Here is a 19,629-nt window from a genome sequence, read left to right as displayed (position 1 = left end):
TTTGTTAAATTCATAACTCTTTGTGGTTACTGATTGTTGTCGTAGGTGTTACTGCAATCACCGGGATGCATAGCGATAGTCGCTTGTATCGCCATTTGCTATGATTTCAGCCTTGCTATTCGTCTCAGGGAGACATTGTGAAGCCATTGGTCGAATCTGTGCAGGCTGACGCCGGAGAGAATAAATCCCGCCAGCCGCTGACGAAAGCCCCGACGCGACGTTCGCGGGCAGTCGCTGCCAAACGTGGCAATATCATGGCAGCGGCACTTGAGTTTTTCTCGTTGTACGGCATGCATGGCACCAGTCTGGATCAGGTTGCCGAGCGTGCCGATGTGTCCAAAACCAATCTGCTGTATTACTTCCCGTCAAAAGAAGATTTGTATATCGCCGTGCTCAAAGGATTGCTGGATATCTGGCTGGCACCGCTGAAAGCGTTGCAATCTGATCAGCATCCGCTGGAAGCTATCCGTGAATATATCCGTCTGAAGCTGTGTGTTTCCCGCGATCACCCGCAGGCATCCAGGCTGTTTTGTCTCGAGATGGTACAGGGTGCACCGCTGCTGAAACAGGAGCTGGGCGGCAGCCTGAAAACGCTGGTGGAAGATAAATCGGATGTGATCCGCGGCTGGATTAAAGCAGAACTGATCGCGCCGGTTGATCCGATGCAGCTGATTTTTATGCTGTGGGCGACCACGCAGCACTACGCCGATTTCGGGGTACAGGTCGAAGCCATCACCGGTAAAACGCTCAGTGATCCTGAATTCTTTGAACAAACCGTGTGTAATGTGCAGCGCATTATTACCGAAGGCATTCAGCTTCGGGCTTAAGGGGGCAGAATGGATTCAGTTTCACAATTAGTGCTTGGCGCTGCAGTGGGCATTGCGGTGATGGGCAAACGTGCGCCGGTATGGAAATCTGCACTGGCTGGCGCGGTCTGCGGAACCTTGCCCGATCTGGATGTGTTTTACGATCACGGTGATGTCATCAGCAATATGACCCTGCACCGCACCGAAAGCCATGCGTTGTTTTATCTGACGCTGATATCTCCGCTGATGGCCTGGCTGATGGCCAAACTGTTCAGCGCCGGGCAACATTTCCGGCGCTGGTGGGGAACTGTCTGGCTGGCTCTGATCACCCATCCGCTGCTGGATGTGATGACGGTTTACGGCACCCAACTCGGTATCCCTTTTACGCATTATCCTTTTGCGGTCGGCAGCATTTTTATTATCGATCCGCTCTATACCCTGCCGCTGATTACCGGTGTTGGTCTGGCGCTGTATCGCGAGCAGCAGCGCGGCATTATGTGGAATAACGTGTTACTGGGCATCAGTTGCCTGTATCTGGCCTGTACCATGATTGAACAATATCAGGTGACACGGCATGTCGATACAGAGCTGCAACGGCAAAATATTGACAGTACGCAGGTTCTGGTCACGCCGACACCCCTCAATTCGCTGGTGTGGCGTGTGGTCGTGATGAGTAAAGACAGTTACGGCGAAGGTTTCACCTCATTGCTGCACCCGGATTCACCGATCCGTTTCCGCTTCTATCCCCGCGGTGAGGCATTGTATGAAGCCCACAAAGATAACCCGTTTCTGGCGCGTGTCGCCTGGTTCAGCCACGGTTTTTTCAGCGTTAAAGAGCAGGGCGGCCATATTCTGGTCAGTGACTTACGCATGGGGCAGGAACCTGATTACACGTTTGTATTCGATCTCGGCGATATGAAAGCCGGTGCGCCGCCGGCACTGCCGGTGAAAGTGGCGTCGGCCAGACCGTCTGCCACAAAAATGTGGGAGCAGTTCAGGCAGGCACTGGACGTTGATTAAAACAAAAAGGAGCCAGATGGCTCCTTTTTGACATCATGAGTTCATCATTCAGGCTTTACGACTGCGGCTGCGCAACCCATAGCCTATCCCCAGGATCACAAACCACAGCGGCGTGACCAACAGCGCCTGTCGCGTATCATCCTGCAAGGTCAGCAGTACCAGAACAAAAGCAAAGAATGCCATACAGACCCAACACATCAGTTTGCCGAGCGGCATTTTGTAGATTGAGGCTTCGTGCAGTTGCGGACGTTTACGGCGGTAGACCAGGTAAGCGCAGAGGATGATGGTCCAGACGAACATAAACAGGATCGCAGAAACGGTGGTGACCAGTGTGAAGACCGTCACCACATTCGGGATCAGGTAAATCAGCACCACACCGCCGAGCAGACAGATACACGAAAAGGTCAGGCCGTTCGACGGCACTGCGCGGGAAGAGAGCTTGCCGAATGCTTTCGGCGCGTTGCCTTCCTGTGCCAGACCAAACAGCATTCGGCTGGTGGAGAATACGCCGCTGTTAGCTGAAGAGGCGGCAGAGGTCAGTACCACAAAATTGATGATGCTCGCCGCCGCCGGCAGACCGGCCAGCACAAACAGTTCAACAAACGGGCTCTTATCTGCCACCACATGGCTCCAGGGCGTCACCGACATAATCATGATCAGCGAGAACACATAGAACATGATGATGCGCAAAGGGATAGCGTTGATGGCACGCGGCAGGGATTTCTGCGGATCTTTAGTTTCGGCGGCGGTGGTGCCGACCAGTTCGATGCCGACAAACGCAAACACGGCGATCTGGAAACCGGCAAAGAAACCGCTGACACCTTTCGGGAAGAATCCGCCATCATTCCACAGGTTGCTGAATGACGCGACGGTGCCGGTTGGCGTCTGGAAGTGAGTCAGCACCATCACCAGCCCGGCGATGATCAGCCCGACAATGGCGACGATTTTGATCATCGCGAACCAGAACTCCATTTCACCAAACATTTTCACGGTAGCGAGATTCAGGCTCAGCAGCACCAGCACGCAGATCAGCGAGGCGACCCATTGCGAGAGGCCGGGGAACCAGAACTGTGCGTAGGCGGTAATCGCCACGACGTCAGCGATACCCGTGACCACCCAGCAAAACCAGTAGGTCCAGCCGGTGAAATACCCGGCCCACGGGCCCAGTAAATCGGCGGCAAAGTCGCTGAAAGATTTATATTCGAGATTGGACAGTAACAATTCACCCATCGCACGCATGACGAAAAACAGCATAAAGCCGATGATCATATAGACGAAGATGATGGACGGACCTGCCAGGCTGATGGTTTTGCCTGAGCCCATAAACAGGCCGGTACCGATAGCACCGCCAATGGCAATCAGCTGGATGTGACGGTTAGAGAGATTTCGCCGCAAACCTTCTGCGTTCTCTTCCCCCGGCTGGACGAGGATTTTTGACTCTTCTTGCATGTTGTATTGATTCCTGTTTTTTGCTTTTTTGCGTATGAACTCCGCCATATCGCATTCATTTACGTCAATTTCTTAAGCTCTGAATGGCTCTGTGTTCACCACGGCTGGAACGATAGCGTGTGTGAAGTGTGTAATAGTAATGTTAAGCGTGCATTTATTATAACTGGCATGAAAAATGCCGAAGAAAAAAATGTATCGTAATTTTTACATCGCGGATAACTGAGTGTTAATTAATCAAATATCTTCCAGGATGGCGGCAATAATACCGTTTTTGGACGTGATGGGCTTCACAAATATGACGCGTATTAACTGTCAATAAAGCATAAATAAGCGTTTGACATCATCCGGATAGAGGAGAATAATCCGTCCCGTTGGGTCGTTAGCTCAGTCGGTAGAGCAGTTGACTCTTAATCAATTGGTCGGCGGTTCGAACCCGCCACGACCCACCAATAAATTCAACGTGTTAGATATTATCCACTGCACCAGGTTTTACCGAGTGGGACATATTTGAGACATGTTCATTAAATATTGAATCTATTTGGGCAGCATGTTCGGTTAAATGACTTGGCGCAAGGTGGGCATACCGATGCACCATTTCAATACTTTCCCAGCCGCCCATTTCTTGTAATACCGATAGCGGAATGCCGGACTGAATTAACCAGCTCGCCCATGTATGCCGCAAATCGTGAAAACGAAAATTCTCAATACCTGCTCGCATTAAAGCCGACTTCCAAGCCTTATTACTATCCACCCGCATCTTCCTTATTTCTGCAGTTACCGATCCGTCTGGTCGGGTGCAACTCGTTGTGTGAACAAAAACAAAACGATTATGCTTTCCGAACTGCACCCTCAACACGGCCGCCGGTCATTTCAGACGCAGTGACCGGAACAAATCTTTCCATCCCCTCATCACGTTCGGTCTTTGTGACTTTGGCGCAGTAGAAAAGTGCGCAGCGGAAGTGCTGCATTCCACTCGAGCGGCATGTTCGCGGGGGGCGTTCATATCGCCGTAATAAACTCGGGATGGTCGGGCTGTGCCAGTAGTTTTCAGATCACCTTGCTGGCCTTTGGCATCAGGGAAAGCTGAGATCACGTCTTCGCTGCCGTCGTGAAGGATGTTTGCAGGCCAGCGGCCAAGTTGTTCAGGCTACCATTCAGCGCCAGCCGGATCCTTATCATCGCGAATATGCGACAGCAGGGCACCAGCTCCGCCGGTTACCGACCGTTTGAATCGCTCGGTTAATGGTTTCGTTGATCATGAAAATAGCTTTGAGATTTATCACGGGGAAATAATAACTATGAGACTTGATGAGGGCAATGCCCTTGGATATTTGACTAAAAATATCCGTGGTTATATGTTCGGCGGTATGAACAAAACAACGCTCGCTCAAAGATTAAAAATGGCTATGGATGAAGGTGGCTTTACGCAGGCTTCGCTTGCACAAGCTGCAGGGATCTCACAGCCAAGTGTTTGGAAAATAGCTTCGGGAAGAACCCAGGAATCTGTAAAAATAATTGATATTGCTAAGGCTTTAGGTGTCAGACCTGAATGGCTAGCGGATGGAACAGGTGACATGAAACCGTATAAACAGGTTCCATGGTATGATGAAGACCGCAAATCCAGACCCGCTTATGACACGGTTTACTATGATCCCTCACGAATGCTGGAAATTTGGGATGAGACCGGGCCAACACAGATGTACACCGTAGTTCCTGACGTTGTCGACACTAAAAATGCGCGCGCATATCGTTTGAAGTTTCCAACTGGTTTTCCTGAGTTACCTGATGGTTCAGTGATCGTTGTTGATACTGAAGAGCAGCCTGGTAACCAAGATTTCGTTTTTGCTGAAATTAAAGGCGTACTTTCAGCCTACAAATTTATCTCAAGGGCTGGATCTAACTATCTTGATGTAGGGGATTCTCGCCTCCCACTCATTGTCGTGAACGAGGATGTTAAAATCATTGGCGTCATCGTATATATGGCAAGATCCCTTAAACGATAAATAACTGTAAATGCCCTGCGCTGAAGCGCCGACGCAGGGCATATTTCAACGTATTTCCCTACTCCAATTCTTAGATACGCTCCAGCCATAACTCCCCCAGAAAAAAAAACACTGTATATAAACACATGTTTAAATATCCACCCTCAAACTAAAAAAATCAAGTTTTTTGCCTCTTATCTTGCAAAAACCACTCAAAAAAAACTTAAAGTTTTATTCCCTTAGTTTTCATTGTTTTAATCCCATGAGTATTATTTAAAATAACCAAGGGTATTGACGTGTAAAAATAACCTAGGGTATATTCACTCCATCGACACGGCAGGACGCCAACTAAGCAGCACGCGATGAGGTGAGCGATGTAATCACTTCCGGCCCCGAGAGGGATCGACCGATAAATGGTTCTTAATGGATAACGATGAATAAAAGAAAAGTTCACTCAGAACGGGACTGCTAAAGAGTGGTTTCAAAAATAAATAAAAAAGCCCACGCAAATGCGTGGGCTATGAATTGGTGCGGGGTAGTCTATCCCTCTTCAGGTTAAGTCTCTTGGAACATTAAAAAAATTACCGGAACTATTTATTGGCGGTCACTTCCCGCAGCGCTAACCCGCAACCTACCAACAAAACAACTTCAGTTATAACAGCTGTATTCATAATCACACCCCATGAAACGAGACTCAATGAAGCCTGCCAACGCGGGCGCTTTGTCATGGATTAAATCGGAGATCCGAATGCAACGAAATCCACTTTCCACAACGCGGCGACAGCACACCAGCTCATCAATGCAGTTCGGTTTTCGCCTGACTATTCCGGCGCGCTGCGAATACCAGCAACTTAGACAACAGGGAACTGCTCCGCTCCATCACTTATATCGTGAGGGATAAAAATGCCTCTTCTTGATGTTTCTGAATTACTCATGGATCCGGATTTTGCAGATGACACGCTGGTGTGTCATCGCAATACCCAGACGACTGACGAAGATAATTTCCCGGTAAACACACCCACTGACATGCCATTCATCGGTGTTGTTACCGTTGATCGCTCTCTGGAAGCCAAACGCATGGCTGCCGGACAGAATATCAACGGTGCCATTCTCATCATCACTCAGTTCAGGCTGATGCAGGGTCAGCCCGGTCTCGATGCGGATAGCGTGACTTATCGCGGGCGTGAATATCGGGTGACCTTCGTTGATCCCTACACGGCGTACGGTGCCGAATTTGTTCAGGCGCACTGTGAGCTGATGGACTTTGACGGAGGGACGCCAATTGAGTAACGACTCTACAACTGCCGGATACCTGACGCCGATTGGCGATGCGCCAGCATATGACCAGGAGCTTGAAGGGGAAATTAGTCGTTGGATCCTGGGGCTGACCGGCCTGAATACAAATCTGGTTTACCCGCGCTGGACGGACCCGCAAACCCAGATACCGAAGAACGATATTACCTGTTGCGCTTTCAGTATCACCACCATCCCTGATGATGAAAATCCCGCTTATGTTCAAACTGATGCCGGCGCGGAACAGTGGTCGCATGAAACCGTAGAAATCCTGACGTGTTTTTATGGCCCTCAGGGTATGGCAACCGCAAAACAGTTTAGAACTGGCATTTTCGTTTCTCAGAATAACGACGAACTGAACCGGGCTGGCATGAGCTTTATGCAGTGTGGCCGCGTGTTGAATCTTCCCGAACTTATTAATAACCAGTGGGTGCGCCGATATGACCTCAGTGTGCAGCTACGCCGAAAAGTTATCCGCACGTACGACATCAAAACCGTAATCGAAACAGACAACCCAATCACCACCGGAGATTAACCTTCATGCCTGGATTATCCGTCGGTCGCATTGCTAATGTGACCGTGAACTTATCCGCCAAGGCAGCGCAGGGGCGCAATTTTGGCTCCATGCTGATCCTCGGCACATCCACTGTCATTCCAATCTCAGAGCGCATTCGTTTGTATGAGGGTCCTGCTGATATCGGCACTGATTTTGGTGTTACCAGCGAAGAATACAAAGCCGCTGTTGTTTGGTTCTCGCAATCTCCGCAACCTACTCAGGTGTATGTCGGGCGCTGGGTGAAAACCCTTGAAAGCGGCGAAGCGGGTACGGTTGAAACAGTACTGCAGGCTGTCAACGCAATGCTGGATTACAACTCCTGGTATGGGTTACATCTTGCTGATACCGTTGACCCATCGAATATGGATATGGTCAGCGTAGCGTCAGCGCTTCAGGCCGCCACGGTTTCCCGCATCCTTGCCAACACCACGCAAGATGCAGAAGTAATGGATGCGACATCCACGACGGATATCGCCTATCTGCTGAAGACCGGCGGTTTCGGGCGCACCTTTACCCAGTATTCATCATCCAGTCGTTACGCGGCGCTGTCTGCGTTCGGTCGTGCTTTCACCGTAGATTTCAACGGCAGCAACACAACCATTACCCTGAAATTCAAACAGGAGCCGGGCATCACGTACGAAACGCTTACCGCGTCTCAGGCTACTGCGCTGGAGGCGAAAAACTGTAACGTTTACGTCCTGTATGACAACGATACGGCAATTCTTGAGCAGGGCGTGATGGCAAACGGCGACTTCTTTGACGAGCGCCACGGCCTCGACTGGCTGCAAAATACGGTGCAGACGACGGACTACAACACGCTGTATACCTCCCCGAACAAAATCCCGCAGACTGATGCCGGTACCACCACCCGTATGGCGGCCATCGAACTGGCGTTGTCTCAGGCGGTGGATAATGGCCTGTTTGCGCCCGGCAAATGGACTGGCGGTCCGATCGGCCAGCTCAGTACCAACGACTATCTGACGAAGGGGTATTATCTCTACGCCGACAGTGTTGATAACCAGCTGCAGGCGGATCGTGAACAGCGCAAAGCTGTGCCAATTCAGGTGGCAGGCAAGTTAGCTGGCGCCGTTCATTACTCATCTGTCGCCATTACCATGGTCCGCTAAGGAGAGAGCATGTCAACCTATAGCTTTTCGGACGTTTCGGCGTCCTTGTCTGGCGTGACCGGCATTGTTGATCTGGGCTACGGCTCGGCGAATGCCGATGAAGGTATCACCGTAACGATGGCTGAAGCCAAAAACACCATGACAACGGGTGCTGATGGCGAAGTGATGCACAGCCTGCATGCAGGTAAAAGCGGCACGATCAGCGTGGTTTTGTTGAAAACATCACCGGTGAATAAAAAACTGTCGTTGATGTACAACGCACAGAGCCTGTCTTCTGCCGCATGGGGGAATAACGTGATTGTTGTTCGCAACAAAGCTTCCGGCGATCTGGTTACTGCGCGTTCAGTGGCGTTCCAGAAGCAGCCCGATCACGCAAACCCGAAAGTAGCTGGTACCGTCACCTGGGTGTTTGACTGCGGTAAAATCGATGAACTTCTCGGGGAGTTTTAACCAATGGAATTTGAAATCAAAGGCAATGCCTACCGCATTGCCAAACTGAGCGTGTTTGACCAATTCAAAGTCTCACGCAAATTACTGCCGGTGCTCTCCGGGATGCTCTCAGATTTTCAGGCCATTAAAGCGCTGGCGGAAAAAAAGGATTCGGCCAGCATCATGGAAAGGGTGCTGCCGAAAATTGCTCAGTCTCTTTCTGATTTGAGCGATGAAGACGCCAACGCGGTGATCTTCCCCTGCCTGGCTGTGACGGCGCGTAAGCACATGAAAGGCTGGGTGCCGGTGATGCAGGGTGATCAACTGGCGTTCGATGATATGGACATGGTCGATATGCTGCAAATCGTTGGTCGTGTGGTAGGCGACTCGCTGGGAAATTTTTTGCGAGAACTCCCTATAACGCCGACGCCAGAGGAGGCGGTGGAATAGCGCTCAATTCATTGCCTGACAATCTGGATTATATTCTGCGCCCGGCTAAGGTTTTTCATCTCGACATGAAGGACCTGAAATCGGGCGTGATTGATCTGTGTGATATCGCAATGATGAATGATTTCCTGCAAATGGAAAACGATAACGAGGCGCGAATAGCCAGGTGGAGAGCGGATAATGAACGCTGAAACGTTGAAAGATTTCCTGATCTCCCTGGGATTTGATGTCGATGATGTCGGGGCGAGAAAGTTTGAAAATGTGGTCGCTGGCGTGACGGCGAACGTGCTGAAATTGGGTACGGTCGTTGAAGCAGCTGCCGGGACCGTGTTGAAAATTGCAGCCGGTCTGGATGACCTTTATTGGGCATCACAGCGTACCGGCGCCAGCGTCGCAGGGATAAGAGCGCTGGGTTATGCGGCATCACAGACAGGTTCCAACGCAGAAGCCGCGCGCGGTTCGCTGGAAAGCCTGGCGCGATTTATGCGCAATAACCCAGGTGCGGAAGGATTCCTGAATCGCCTGGGCGTGCAGACGCGCGACGCCAGCGGCAACATGCGTGATATGTCGGCCGTGTTTACCGGTGTTGGCCAGCAACTCAGCAAAATGTCTTATCCGCGCGCAAACCAATATGCGCAGATGCTGGGCATTGATGAAAACACGCTGATGGCAATGCGCCGAGGCATCAGCGAGTATATGGGTCAGTACAACGCCATGAAAAGTGCCATCGGGTTTAATCCTGACCAGGCTGCTGCTGCCTCCAACCGGTTTATGACCTCGTTACGTTCGCTGGGGGAAATGGCCGGAATGGCGCGAGATCAGATCGATTCTAATCTCGCTGACGGACTTGCAGGTTCGATCGATAACCTGCGAAAGCAAATCCTCGATAATTTCCCAAAAATTGAAGACGCCATCACGCGGGGCGTTAAAGGACTGCTTTGGTTGGCGGATACTATCGGGCGCGTCGCGTACCGGCTGATTCAGGCCGCGGGGGATATCTGGGAGTGGTGGAACAAACTCGATAAGGGGACTCAGCAGCTTATTGAGATATTCGGTGCCCTTGTCTTTGCCTGGAAATTACTCAACAGCGCTTTCCTCACATCTCCGATTGGCATTATCACCGCGCTTGCTGGTGGAATACTCCTTCTCTACGACGACTATAAAACATGGAAAGAGGGCGGTAAAAGCCTGATTGATTGGGCTAAATGGGAGCCGGATATTGAGAAGGCTATTGCTGCTATTAAAACCATTATTTCATGGTTAGGTGAAGGGGTTAAGGCTGTTGGTGGCTGGAATAACGTACTGAAAGGATTAGCCACCTACGTTGCTGGTGCGTGGGCCGTCAAAATGCTGTCAGGTATCCTTCGGGTCAGTAAAGGCTTCGGGCCAATTCTCGCAGCAATGGCAGCAATAAACGCATGGAATAAAGTAGGTTCGGTTGAGGATGAGGCAAAAAAGAGAGGCGTCTCTGTCGGCCAATATCTTATCGACAGGCAAAAAGAAAAAACTCCTTTTAGCCTTTCTAGCTGGATCCAAGAGGTAACGGGCCTTGATTTCAGCCTTCATGCTGGGAATGAGGGTTTATTCCCTTCACGCGGCATGGCATCTGGAAAGCCAAGGCCAACCAAAGAAGGCGCAGCCCTCCTCGGCTGGCTCAGCCCTACGCTGGATAAGCTGGAAGCGCTCTATCATTTGCCTGATGGTTTACTGAAAAGCGTGGCGATTACTGAATCTGCCGGTAATCCAAATGCTGTATCTGGTGCGGGCGCTCAGGGTTTATTCCAGCTCATGCCGGGGACTGCCAGAGATTTGGGGTTGCGTGGCAATGAGGCTTTCGACCCGATTAAATCGGCTCAGGCGGCGGCCAAGTATCTGGCGCAGTTGCTTAAGGCGAACGGCGGCGATTTGGATAAAACGCTGGCCTCGTATAACTGGGGGATCGGGAACGTCCAGAAATATGGAATGGGTCTGATGCCACAGCAGACGCGGGAATACGTGCCGAAAGTGCTCAGTAATATGCCAGGGCATACCACGCATAAGCTTGAGCAAAATAACACCTATTACATTTATGGTGGGGACCCGAAAGAGATTGGCAGGGAAGTCGGTCAACGACAGGTCTCAGCAAACGCTCAGGTTATGAGAACCAATCAGAACGGGAGAGGGTGATGGATATCATTTCTACGTTATTCCATCTACAGAGTCGGCGGATCGGGATTATTATCCCTGATGTGGTGATATCCGAAAAGCATTCCGATGCTCTTGAAATAACCGAGCACCCTGTGGAGGTTGGGGCGGCTATTTCTGATCATGCCTACAGGCGTCCTGCTGAAGTGGTAATGGAATTGGGCTTCGCTGGCGGAGGTTACTTGTTTGATTTCGCGGATGTTTCAACTGCAACCGGCTCTCTTGGGCTAAGTCCGCGCGAGGTTTATGAAAATATCATCAAATTACAGCGCGAGCGAACCCCTTTTGATGTCGTTACGGGGAAACGTCTTTATCAGAATATGCTTCTGCGCAACGTCGAGGTGACAACTGATAGGACCAGCGAAAATGTGCTAATGGCAGTTTTGACGCTGCGTGAGGTCATAATTACCTCAACAAGCACTGTCCAAGTTGCGGATAAGTCGAACATGACAGAGGGTGTTAATACCTCAGCCGTTGAGAACTCCGGTGTTAAAACCCCCACCAAGCCAAATGAATCAATCGTGGGGAAATTAAATAATGCCACCGGTGGATTTATCGGTGGTGTGCTTTCATTTATCGGGGTTCCTGTGAAATGAACACAACTGAAATACCACTATCTGCGAACAATCAAAAGTTCTCAATAACCATCCTCGGGGTTCAGTATCAGATGCAGGTTAACTGGCGTGGGGCATTCTGGGCGCTTGATATATCGGATTCAACCAACTCCCCGTTAGTGTTTGGCATCCCTCTGATAACCGGCGCTGACTTACTGGCACAATACCAATATCTTGGTTTTGGTTTTTCTTTGGTGGTCATTTGCGATGTTAGCGGACAGGAAAATCCAACTGAGTCTGATCTCGGAAGTCAATCGCACCTCCTCATCGTCACGGAGTAACACATGCCACAGAACTGGATGCGTCATTTTGAACTGCAGTTACTGGATAAAAACGGGAAGGGGATCGACCTCAGCGATTTTAAAGTTAGCTTTAAAATTGACTGGTTCAACATTAGCAGCGCGACGAGGATCGCCACCTTCACTATCTACAATCTGTCAAAAAATACTGTACAGCGGATACTACAAGAGGAATTCTCAAGTGTAAGGATTATCGCTGGTTATGACGGTGTCGCGCCGGTGGTCAACCAGAGACAGGCTGGAGTGGCGCGGAATGTTACTTCTGCTGATGCTGTTGGTCAGTCGGGTAACGAAAATTTCGGCCTGATATTTAACGGTGATATCCGTTACTCAATGACCGGTCGGGAAAATCCGACTGACACCTATGTTTTGATTCAGGCGGCTGACTCGGATAACGCCTTCATTTCAGCGATGTCCGGTTCCACATTGTCGGCGGGTTATACCGTCGCTGACATGAATAAAGCGGTGATGAAAGATTTTTCCCCATATGGCATTGCCGAGGACAACAGTCAGGTGACAATGCCACCGACTGTGTTCCCGCGCGGGCGCGTGCTGTTCGGGATGACCCGGGATCTGATGGATAACGTGGCCAATCAATGCCGCGGCACCTGGATGATGGTGGGCGGCGTTCGGGTAATGACCAATTCCATCCCTGATGAGTCATTGGCTATTGAATTGAACAGCTCCACAGGTCTGATTGGGATGCCTCAGCAGACAATCGGGCAGGGTGTTAATGTCAGATGCCTGATTAACCCCAATATTCACGTAAACAGCCTCATCCGGCTTAATCAGGCGGAAGTTCTAATTAATCAGGTTGCAATACCTGAAGGTGATCTGCGTTTGTCGAACGGACCATTTTCGGCGACTGTTGAAAATGGGAACTCTACGATCACCCTGCCAGTGAGCCAGTCGAACACGGCAAGCCTCGCGACGGACGGCGTGTATATTGTCCGGGGCATAATGTACACTGGCGAGACGAGGGGGCAGGCGTGGTACATGGATATGATGTGTGCTGCGCGCGATGCTGCCGATCTAACCAGCCAATCAGCGAGAGAGAAAGGACTGTGATAAAACATTTTGCTGCAGTTTTGTTATCTGTTGTTGCATTTCCCTGTGTTGCAGACATTCAATGCGGTGATTTCCGCATGACGGGGGAGGGCATGACAATCATTAACGGCGACACCGTAACTTCGCAGAAGGTTACTTTTCTGGGAGAAAAAGGCAACTACGCTAATATAAAAATGGATATGAGTCTAATGCCAGCAAGTGATGGTAATAACTACGGATTTCAGTTCATAAAACGCGACGGTAAAGCATGGCTCAATGTTGAATTATTGCAGGCGAGTATGGATGCTACCAGGGTAATCGGTTCCTTCCCTTGCCGTAAGGTTAAATAATAATGAACTCAGGATATTTTCTACTTATTGCGATAGCTCTGTATGGAATATTTAAGATCCCTGCAATCCTGAGGATTTATAAAAATAGAAAAGACGGTGCCTTATCTGATTCTTTGGGTTGTGGTAATCGAATACAAGAATCTAAAGCAAACCATATAAAAGGGAGTGGGAATTCAAAATCGCAGAAAACTAAAGATGGCGACGAGAAAGAAAAGGCACTTGGAAATAAATTCAGAAAGTTAGCAAAAGCAGATAGGGTTAAGGCTGAGCGCATAGGTTCCACAAGTTACATTTGGCATGGGGATGACTGCTGTGATGAATGTAATAAGAACGATGGTAAAAGGTTTAAATGGAGTAGTCCTCCGGCAACTGGACATCCCGGAGAAGGTATAAAATGTAAAAATGGATATTGTCGCTGCTGGGCAGAAACAATAATCCCCAGACGCTAAACAAATCGAATTTAACCCGCTGAGTGCGGGTTTTTTATTGCCCGGAGAAATTGAAATGGCCGTGTCAGATCAAGTGCGAACTGGTGATCTTGCTGAAGTTCTAAAAACTGAGCGTAATAAAATCAATAACCAGTTACGTGTGGCTATGCCCGGGATCATCCAGTCGTTCGACCCGGAATCCGTTACCTGTGTCGTGCAACCAGCTATCCGATATGTTCAGACTGATAATGATGGTAATCAGAGCACCAATGATTACCCGCTTTTGTTGGATGTCCCGGTGATTTTCCCGCGCGGCGGCAGGGTAACTTTGACGTTCCCGGTTAAAGCTGGCGATGAATGCCTGGTCATTTTTTCCGATCGCTGCATCGACTTTTGGTGGCAGAGCGGCGGCGTTCAGGAGCCGGTGGACCCTCGGCAGCATGATTTATCTGATGCCTTTGCCATTGTCGGACCACAGTCTCAGGCGCAGAAAATCAGCGGCATCAGCACCAATACGGCACAGATGCGCAGTGACGACGGTTCGACGTATTTCGAACTTAATCCGGCCACACAAACGATTAATATCGTCGCCCCTGGCGGATTCAACGTTACGGCGCCGCAATCCACGTTCTCGGCGGCCGTGACTATCCATGGCCTTTTAACGTGGATGGGCGGCATGGTCGGCACCATTGCATCCGGCACGGCGGCAACGATCACCGGCGCCATCAAATTTATCGGCTCGCTGACTTCCAACGGCAAAGACATCAGCGATCAGCATACGCACGGCGGCGTCCAGACGGGCAGCGGGAATACCGACAAGGTGAACTGATATGAGATATCGACGCGAAGATGCTGACGGGGATTACACGTTTGGCCGGGGGGATAACACGTTTCTGATTAACTCGCCGGATACGGTGGCGCAGGCGGTAAAAACGCGCTTCTTACTCTGGCGCGGGCAATGGTTCCTCGATACGACCGCCGGAACGCCTTACATCCAGTCAGTTCTCGGAAAGCAGAGTCCTGATGTTTATAACCTGGCTATCCGCCAGCATATTCTGCAAACGCAGGGTGTCAGCTCAATTATTTCCTTTGATACGTCCGTAAACAGCACCACAAGGCGCGTTACGTTTACGGCGACCATCGACACCATCTACGGGACTGCCAAAGTAACAAGCGAGGCATAATGGCTCTCAATCTTGACACACTGGGGTTATCGGCAACGGTAACAGCTCAGGGGATCAGCGCACCTGATTACCAGACAATCCTCACCACGTTAACCGGCTACTTTCAGCAGATTTACGGTACCGACGCCTATTTAGACCCTGACAGTAAAGACGGGCAGATGGTCGCTCTCTATGCGCTGGGCATTCACGATGCGAACAACACGGCCATTGCTGTCTATAACGGTCAGTCTCCGGCAACCGGGATCGGTAACGGGCTGTCCAGCAACGTGAAAATAAACGGGATTTATCGCGATCCGGCGAACAACTCAACGGTTGATCTGCTGATCACCGGCACCATCGGTCTTGAAATCACAAACGGTTCAGCCAGAGATGCGAACAGCATCATCTGGACGTTGCCCACTTCTGTTGTTATTGGCACTGATGGCACTGTGCTGGTGACAGCAACCTGTGCAACTTCTGGCGCTGTTGCCGCACTGGCAGGCACTGTCACCGGCATTAATACGCCAACGCGCGGATGGATATCGGTCACAAACCCGAATGCGGCCACCGTTGGCTCAGTTGCTGAAACTGACGCGGCGTTGCGTATCCGGCAGGCCCAGAGCGTGGCGCTGGCGTCAGTGACGCCGTTCGATGCTTTGGATGGTGCCATCGCCAACATTTCAGGGGTGACGCGCCATAAGCTTTATGAAAATGACACGGGATCGGTGGATGCCAACGGGCTGCCGCCGCATTCAATAACTGCCGTCGTCGACGGTGGTGATGCGACCGAAATAGCGACAACAATCCAGTTGAAAAAGGGGCAAGGCGTTACTCCGAATGGCACCACGCAAATAACCGTCGCTGATAAATACGGGAATCCTCACGTAATTGGGTTTAACCGCCCGGTACCAGTACCCGTTTATATCGCTATTTCTCTTCAGGCATTTACGGGGTACACCTCGCAAATCGGAGCTGATATCAAAACAGCCATCGCCGCGTATATAAATGCGCTGACCATCGGCGATGACGTTCTTTTGAGCCGGGTTTATTCACCTGCAAATCTAGGGGTAGTGAGCGGCGGGGAAAGCCGATATTACGACATCACCAGCTTGCAGATTGGCAAAAGCACCGGTTCGGTTGCTGCTGCAAATATAATTATTGGTTACAGCGAGTCGGCGACGTGTGATGTAAATAACATCAGCATTACGGTGACGCCATGAGTAAATATACCGACCTCATCACTAACTACCACAGTCAAAAGCCACTTTTTGTTGATCACATAGACCTGATAACTCGTCCATTGACTGACGTCGCTGGCGCGATGACTTCATTCATTACTGAATTTGATATTGATGAAGCAATCGGCGTGCAGTTGGACATTCTCGGTAAGTGGATTGGCAGAACGCGCGTTGTAAGCCAGCCAATATCTGGCATCTATTTTTCCTTTGACATGGATGGTTTGGGATTCGATCAGGGGGTATGGCAGGGGCCATACGATCCTGACGCTGGATTTACGAACCTGAGCGATGATACCTATCGAATCATTCTCAAAGCGAAAATAGCAATTAACCATTGGGGCGGAACGAATGAAACGTTGCCTGCTATTCTTGATACCGCATTAAAAGGTTCTGGTTTAGAGATGCAAATCATCGACAACCAGGACATGACTGTTTCCATCTGGGTATTTGCTCCAGATGGAATAGAGTCTGTTTCATTAGAATTACTTGCTGCAATAAGGCAAGGGTATTTAACAGTAAAAGCTGCTGGAGTTTATTCCGGCGAAATTCTTACTCCATCGGTTGGGGCTGAGTTCTTTGGTTTCGATCTGGAAAATGACTATATCGCCGGATTTGATGAAGGCGCATGGGGGATTTATTTATAATGTCTACAAATAACTTTAAACCGTTTGGGATTGGCAGCGGGGCAAACGTCATATCTCAAGCAGATTATGAGGCACTGGCGGCGCTGACATTCGGGTTTCAGTCGGGGAAGGCTTCATCTGCGCAGATCAATAAGGCATTGCGTCAGGGAACGGTAATGGCGAGTGTTCTGGCGCAGTTTATTTCTGATAGTGCATTTGTCGATGTTCTTGATGATGGCAATACAGCGCTTGTCCTTTCAAGCCTGAAAAGTGCAGTGACTGGACGGCTATTGGCCGTTAAGTCATTTACCTCCTCAGGAACATATACAAAAACACCGGGTTCCAACCATATCCGAGTTCGGGTGTGGGGCGGCGGCGGCGGCGGGGCTAATACTGCTACATCTGGTCAGGCTGCCGGGGGGGGGTGTGGTGGTGGATACGCAGAAGGATTCTTTTCTACAACAGAGATAACGACACTGGCGGTTACTGTTGGTGCAGGTGGCGTAAATGTCGCAGCAGGAGTAACGGGATCAGGTGGCGCTGGTGGGCAGTCGTCTTTCGGTTCTATTATAACAGCAACAGGAGGAACAGGATCGATACAAACATCAGGTGGTGGGGTTGGTTCTGGAGGGAATATTATTAATTTCACGGCAAATATATCTCAGGGTTCTTTAACTCCTGGTGTCGCTGGATTGGGTGGTGCTTCGTTCTCTTCTTCTACGGCAGCTCCTCACATTAATCTAAAAGGTGACGATGGATCTTTCCCAGGAGGAGGTGGGGCCGGTGGTAATAATTCGTATGCCTCAGGTAAAGGGGCATCTGGCTATGTGACTGTCGAGGAGTACGCATAATGACGATGGCAATGATGATGGGTAATTTCGCCCTAATAAAAGATGGTCAGGTTATCAACACTGTTGTCTGGGATGGTGATGAAATTGACTTTGGCGAAGGAGTAACATCGGTTGAGTTAACCGCTGATACACAAGTTGAAACGGGTTATACCTATGCTAACGGTTCATTTGTCGCTCCAGTGGAACCCGCAGCGACTTATGAGGAGCTTGTTTCAGAAGCTGAAAGACAGAAATCACAAATCCTAGAGTCAATCAATGAGGTCACCAAAATATGGCAAACCCAGCTTTCGTTGGGAATTATTACAGATGATGACAAAAAAACTCTAACTTTATGGATGATTTATGCTCAGAAAGTTAACTCTATCGATGTAACTAAAGCCCCAAGCATAAATTGGCCATCCCAACCTATTTAGTTTTATTCACTGGTGTAACGCCTTTTATTATAAGTCTTTTTGATAAATTAATAAATGGCTTCTCTATATATCTATGTGCAAGTCCAGAAATTGCAACGGTAGCGCAAACAGCTAGCGTTGCAAATGCTATGTTGTGATTTAAACTCTCGCCTTTAAATATAAGGAAAATATATATTACAGGCGTGTGAAGGAGATAAATCGAGTATGATCTTTCACCAGCCTCATACAACCAGTTACTTTCAAATAAATCCGTAAGTTTATTGTCAACTAGTGGCAGTAATCCCACGCCGAGTGATATTATTATCATAGCTGCGAAGTATTGTAGCGTTGAAAGTTTAACGCCAACGATAATTACTAATAAGGTTGAGAAAGAAATATAAATCAACGCTTTATAAATTTTATTAAAAGATGGGTATTTTTCAAAAAGCAATTTTGAAATTGAATGTGAAAGTATCCCAAGCGATATGCCGAATAAACATCTAATCATGCCACCAGAAATTATTGTATAGTAACTTTGCGTGATATCACCCACATTGGCGCCTGTGATATAAAATAAAATCACAGAAGCTATTAAGGCGATAAAAACAAATACAAAAGAATAACATGCTAAAAGTACAATAATAGAACCAATATAAAATTCAGTCGAAATAGACCAGGTTGGCGGATTGAAAAATGGTTTCATACCCCCCAAGTTACTTAAAAGCGTAAGATCTCCTACTACACCTCTTTTTGATAGTGTGCCGATCCACTCAGGAAAAAATTCGCCCTGGGATATGAATAGACAGAGTGGTATTAGTAAAACTGCAAATATATGTAAAGGATAAAGTCTGAAAAATCTAACAATTAAAAAAGAAATCACACCAATTTTTTTATTAGATATTTTTTCTTTGTAGTTATAATAAAGAACTATACCAGATAAAATGAAAAAAATATCAACTGCGAATGTTGCGTTCCTGAAGAAGTTAAATCCAGTCCCCCAGCCAGTGAAGTGACTATATGAATGAGACAATGCAACAAAAATAGCTAGTAAACCGCGAATGCCGCTGAGTCCTTTAAGTCTTCGCATGAAATTATACCTTTGAGTTTTGTCTCAAGATTGTAGCAACAAGGCCCCTTACAAGAAACCTTCTTCACCCATTCTTTCGTTGCTGCTCAGGTACCTGAGATTTCTCCGGCTTTTCCCGCTTCACAATTTAAAATCATCGTGATTGCACTGTATGCATGAACAGAATTTTTAAGGGGGCTATGCCAAAGAATTCAGACATCAGAGAGGCATTCGTCAGGAGCCTCACGCGAGATCATAAGCGCGG

Annotated in this window: 23 protein-coding genes, 1 tRNA gene and 1 pseudogene; 22 read left to right on the top strand and 3 right to left on the bottom strand. The window is 49.0% G+C overall.

Annotation, left to right across the window (positions count from 1 at the left end; genetic code table 11):
• Positions 1 to 137 precede the first annotated feature (137 nt).
• Positions 138 to 827 (top strand): HTH-type transcriptional regulator RutR, encoded by a 690-nt coding sequence (gene rutR / locus ACOZIO_RS21800; RefSeq protein WP_129990532.1) that lies wholly within the window; start codon positions 138 to 140, stop codon positions 825 to 827.
• Between the two features lie 9 nt (positions 828 to 836).
• Positions 837 to 1,826 (top strand): metal-dependent hydrolase, encoded by a 990-nt coding sequence (locus ACOZIO_RS21795; protein ID WP_129990531.1) that lies wholly within the window; start codon positions 837 to 839, stop codon positions 1,824 to 1,826.
• A gap of 48 nt (positions 1,827 to 1,874) precedes the next feature.
• On the opposite strand, the gene cycA is transcribed toward ACOZIO_RS21795, so the two are convergent.
• Positions 1,875 to 3,275, bottom strand: coding sequence for a D-serine/D-alanine/glycine transporter (gene cycA / locus ACOZIO_RS21790; RefSeq protein WP_129990530.1), 1,401 nt, complete (start codon positions 3,273 to 3,275; stop codon positions 1,875 to 1,877).
• A gap of 373 nt (positions 3,276 to 3,648) precedes the next feature.
• Here cycA and ACOZIO_RS21785 point away from each other — a divergent pair.
• Positions 3,649 to 3,724, top strand: a tRNA-Lys gene (locus ACOZIO_RS21785).
• A 14-nt stretch (positions 3,725 to 3,738) separates the two neighbouring features.
• Here ACOZIO_RS21785 and ACOZIO_RS21780 read toward each other — a convergent pair.
• Positions 3,739 to 4,131: pseudogene (locus ACOZIO_RS21780) on the bottom strand (site-specific integrase); the annotation flags it as partial.
• A gap of 442 nt (positions 4,132 to 4,573) precedes the next feature.
• Here ACOZIO_RS21780 and ACOZIO_RS21775 point away from each other — a divergent pair.
• From ACOZIO_RS21775 to ACOZIO_RS21685, 19 genes are all read left to right on the top strand, one after another.
• Positions 4,574 to 5,278, top strand: coding sequence for a helix-turn-helix domain-containing protein (locus ACOZIO_RS21775; RefSeq protein ID WP_235173149.1), 705 nt, complete (start codon positions 4,574 to 4,576; stop codon positions 5,276 to 5,278).
• A gap of 882 nt (positions 5,279 to 6,160) precedes the next feature.
• Positions 6,161 to 6,547, top strand: a complete 387-nt coding sequence (locus tag ACOZIO_RS21770; protein WP_217139272.1) for a head-tail adaptor — start codon at positions 6,161 to 6,163, stop codon at positions 6,545 to 6,547.
• Positions 6,540 to 7,085 carry a phage neck terminator protein gene (locus ACOZIO_RS21765; protein WP_217156539.1) on the top strand — a complete coding sequence of 182 codons (546 nt, stop codon included), beginning with the start codon at positions 6,540 to 6,542 and terminating at the stop codon, positions 7,083 to 7,085. The genes ACOZIO_RS21770 and ACOZIO_RS21765 overlap by 8 nt, the downstream gene beginning before the upstream one ends.
• Positions 7,086 to 7,090: 5 nt before the next feature.
• The gene (locus tag ACOZIO_RS21760) at positions 7,091 to 8,233 is read left to right on the top strand and encodes a DUF3383 family protein (protein ID WP_421595718.1); all 1,143 of its coding nucleotides are present in this window, start codon (positions 7,091 to 7,093) and stop codon (positions 8,231 to 8,233) included.
• A gap of 9 nt (positions 8,234 to 8,242) precedes the next feature.
• Positions 8,243 to 8,683 (top strand): DUF3277 family protein, encoded by a 441-nt coding sequence (locus ACOZIO_RS21755; RefSeq protein ID WP_217156537.1) that lies wholly within the window; start codon positions 8,243 to 8,245, stop codon positions 8,681 to 8,683.
• Between the two features lie 3 nt (positions 8,684 to 8,686).
• Entirely contained in the window at positions 8,687 to 9,112 is a 426-nt protein-coding gene (locus ACOZIO_RS21750; RefSeq protein ID WP_421595717.1) for a phage tail assembly chaperone, read from the top strand.
• Positions 9,113 to 9,177: 65 nt separating this feature from the next.
• A complete protein-coding gene (locus tag ACOZIO_RS21745) occupies positions 9,178 to 9,300 on the top strand; it encodes a DUF6889 family protein (protein WP_235173148.1) in 123 nt (40 codons plus the stop codon).
• Positions 9,290 to 11,275, top strand: coding sequence for a transglycosylase SLT domain-containing protein (locus ACOZIO_RS21740; RefSeq protein WP_421595716.1), 1,986 nt, complete (start codon positions 9,290 to 9,292; stop codon positions 11,273 to 11,275). The genes ACOZIO_RS21745 and ACOZIO_RS21740 overlap by 11 nt, the downstream gene beginning before the upstream one ends.
• Positions 11,275 to 11,889: a phage baseplate protein gene (locus ACOZIO_RS21735; protein ID WP_421595715.1), complete on the top strand. Its 615-nt coding sequence runs from the start codon at positions 11,275 to 11,277 to the stop codon at positions 11,887 to 11,889. Before ACOZIO_RS21740 ends, ACOZIO_RS21735 begins: the two co-directional genes overlap by 1 nt.
• Positions 11,886 to 12,188: a phage baseplate plug family protein gene (locus ACOZIO_RS21730; protein WP_217139265.1), complete on the top strand. Its 303-nt coding sequence runs from the start codon at positions 11,886 to 11,888 to the stop codon at positions 12,186 to 12,188. Before ACOZIO_RS21735 ends, ACOZIO_RS21730 begins: the two co-directional genes overlap by 4 nt.
• A 3-nt stretch (positions 12,189 to 12,191) precedes the next feature.
• On the top strand, positions 12,192 to 13,274 hold the full coding sequence (locus ACOZIO_RS21725) for a hypothetical protein (protein ID WP_421595714.1): 1,083 nt from the start codon (positions 12,192 to 12,194) through the stop codon (positions 13,272 to 13,274).
• Positions 13,275 to 13,351: 77 nt separating this feature from the next.
• Complete coding sequence (locus ACOZIO_RS21720; protein ID WP_421595721.1) at positions 13,352 to 13,603, top strand: hypothetical protein; 252 nt, start codon at positions 13,352 to 13,354, stop codon at positions 13,601 to 13,603.
• A gap of 2 nt (positions 13,604 to 13,605) precedes the next feature.
• On the top strand, positions 13,606 to 14,052 hold the full coding sequence (locus tag ACOZIO_RS21715; RefSeq protein ID WP_421595713.1) for a hypothetical protein: 447 nt from the start codon (positions 13,606 to 13,608) through the stop codon (positions 14,050 to 14,052).
• Between the two features lie 55 nt (positions 14,053 to 14,107).
• The gene (locus tag ACOZIO_RS21710) at positions 14,108 to 14,860 is read left to right on the top strand and encodes a Gp138 family membrane-puncturing spike protein (RefSeq protein WP_421595712.1); all 753 of its coding nucleotides are present in this window, start codon (positions 14,108 to 14,110) and stop codon (positions 14,858 to 14,860) included.
• A 1-nt stretch (position 14,861) separates the two neighbouring features.
• Positions 14,862 to 15,215: a hypothetical protein gene (locus ACOZIO_RS21705; protein ID WP_421595711.1), complete on the top strand. Its 354-nt coding sequence runs from the start codon at positions 14,862 to 14,864 to the stop codon at positions 15,213 to 15,215.
• Positions 15,215 to 16,414 (top strand): baseplate J/gp47 family protein, encoded by a 1,200-nt coding sequence (locus ACOZIO_RS21700; RefSeq protein ID WP_421595710.1) that lies wholly within the window; start codon positions 15,215 to 15,217, stop codon positions 16,412 to 16,414. The genes ACOZIO_RS21705 and ACOZIO_RS21700 overlap by 1 nt, the downstream gene beginning before the upstream one ends.
• Entirely contained in the window at positions 16,411 to 17,076 is a 666-nt protein-coding gene (locus ACOZIO_RS21695; protein WP_217139258.1) for a DUF2612 domain-containing protein, read from the top strand. Before ACOZIO_RS21700 ends, ACOZIO_RS21695 begins: the two co-directional genes overlap by 4 nt.
• Positions 17,058 to 17,906 carry a hypothetical protein gene (locus ACOZIO_RS21690; RefSeq protein ID WP_420803776.1) on the top strand — a complete coding sequence of 283 codons (849 nt, stop codon included), beginning with the start codon at positions 17,058 to 17,060 and terminating at the stop codon, positions 17,904 to 17,906. Before ACOZIO_RS21695 ends, ACOZIO_RS21690 begins: the two co-directional genes overlap by 19 nt.
• The gene (locus ACOZIO_RS21685) at positions 17,906 to 18,319 is read left to right on the top strand and encodes a tail fiber assembly protein (RefSeq protein ID WP_217139257.1); all 414 of its coding nucleotides are present in this window, start codon (positions 17,906 to 17,908) and stop codon (positions 18,317 to 18,319) included. Before ACOZIO_RS21690 ends, ACOZIO_RS21685 begins: the two co-directional genes overlap by 1 nt.
• Here ACOZIO_RS21685 and ACOZIO_RS21680 read toward each other — a convergent pair.
• Positions 18,312 to 19,385, bottom strand: a complete 1,074-nt coding sequence (locus tag ACOZIO_RS21680; RefSeq protein WP_421595709.1) for an acyltransferase family protein — start codon at positions 19,383 to 19,385, stop codon at positions 18,312 to 18,314. The two genes, ACOZIO_RS21685 and ACOZIO_RS21680, sit on opposite strands and share 8 nt — an antisense overlap.
• Positions 19,386 to 19,629: the final 244 nt, after the last annotated feature.

This window comes from Rahnella sp. PD4 (genome assembly GCF_049199325.1).
GTDB lineage: Bacteria > Pseudomonadota > Gammaproteobacteria > Enterobacterales > Enterobacteriaceae > Rahnella > Rahnella perminowiae.
Note: the sequence above shows the minus strand (reverse complement) of the source record. Positions and strands in the feature narration are given on the sequence as shown.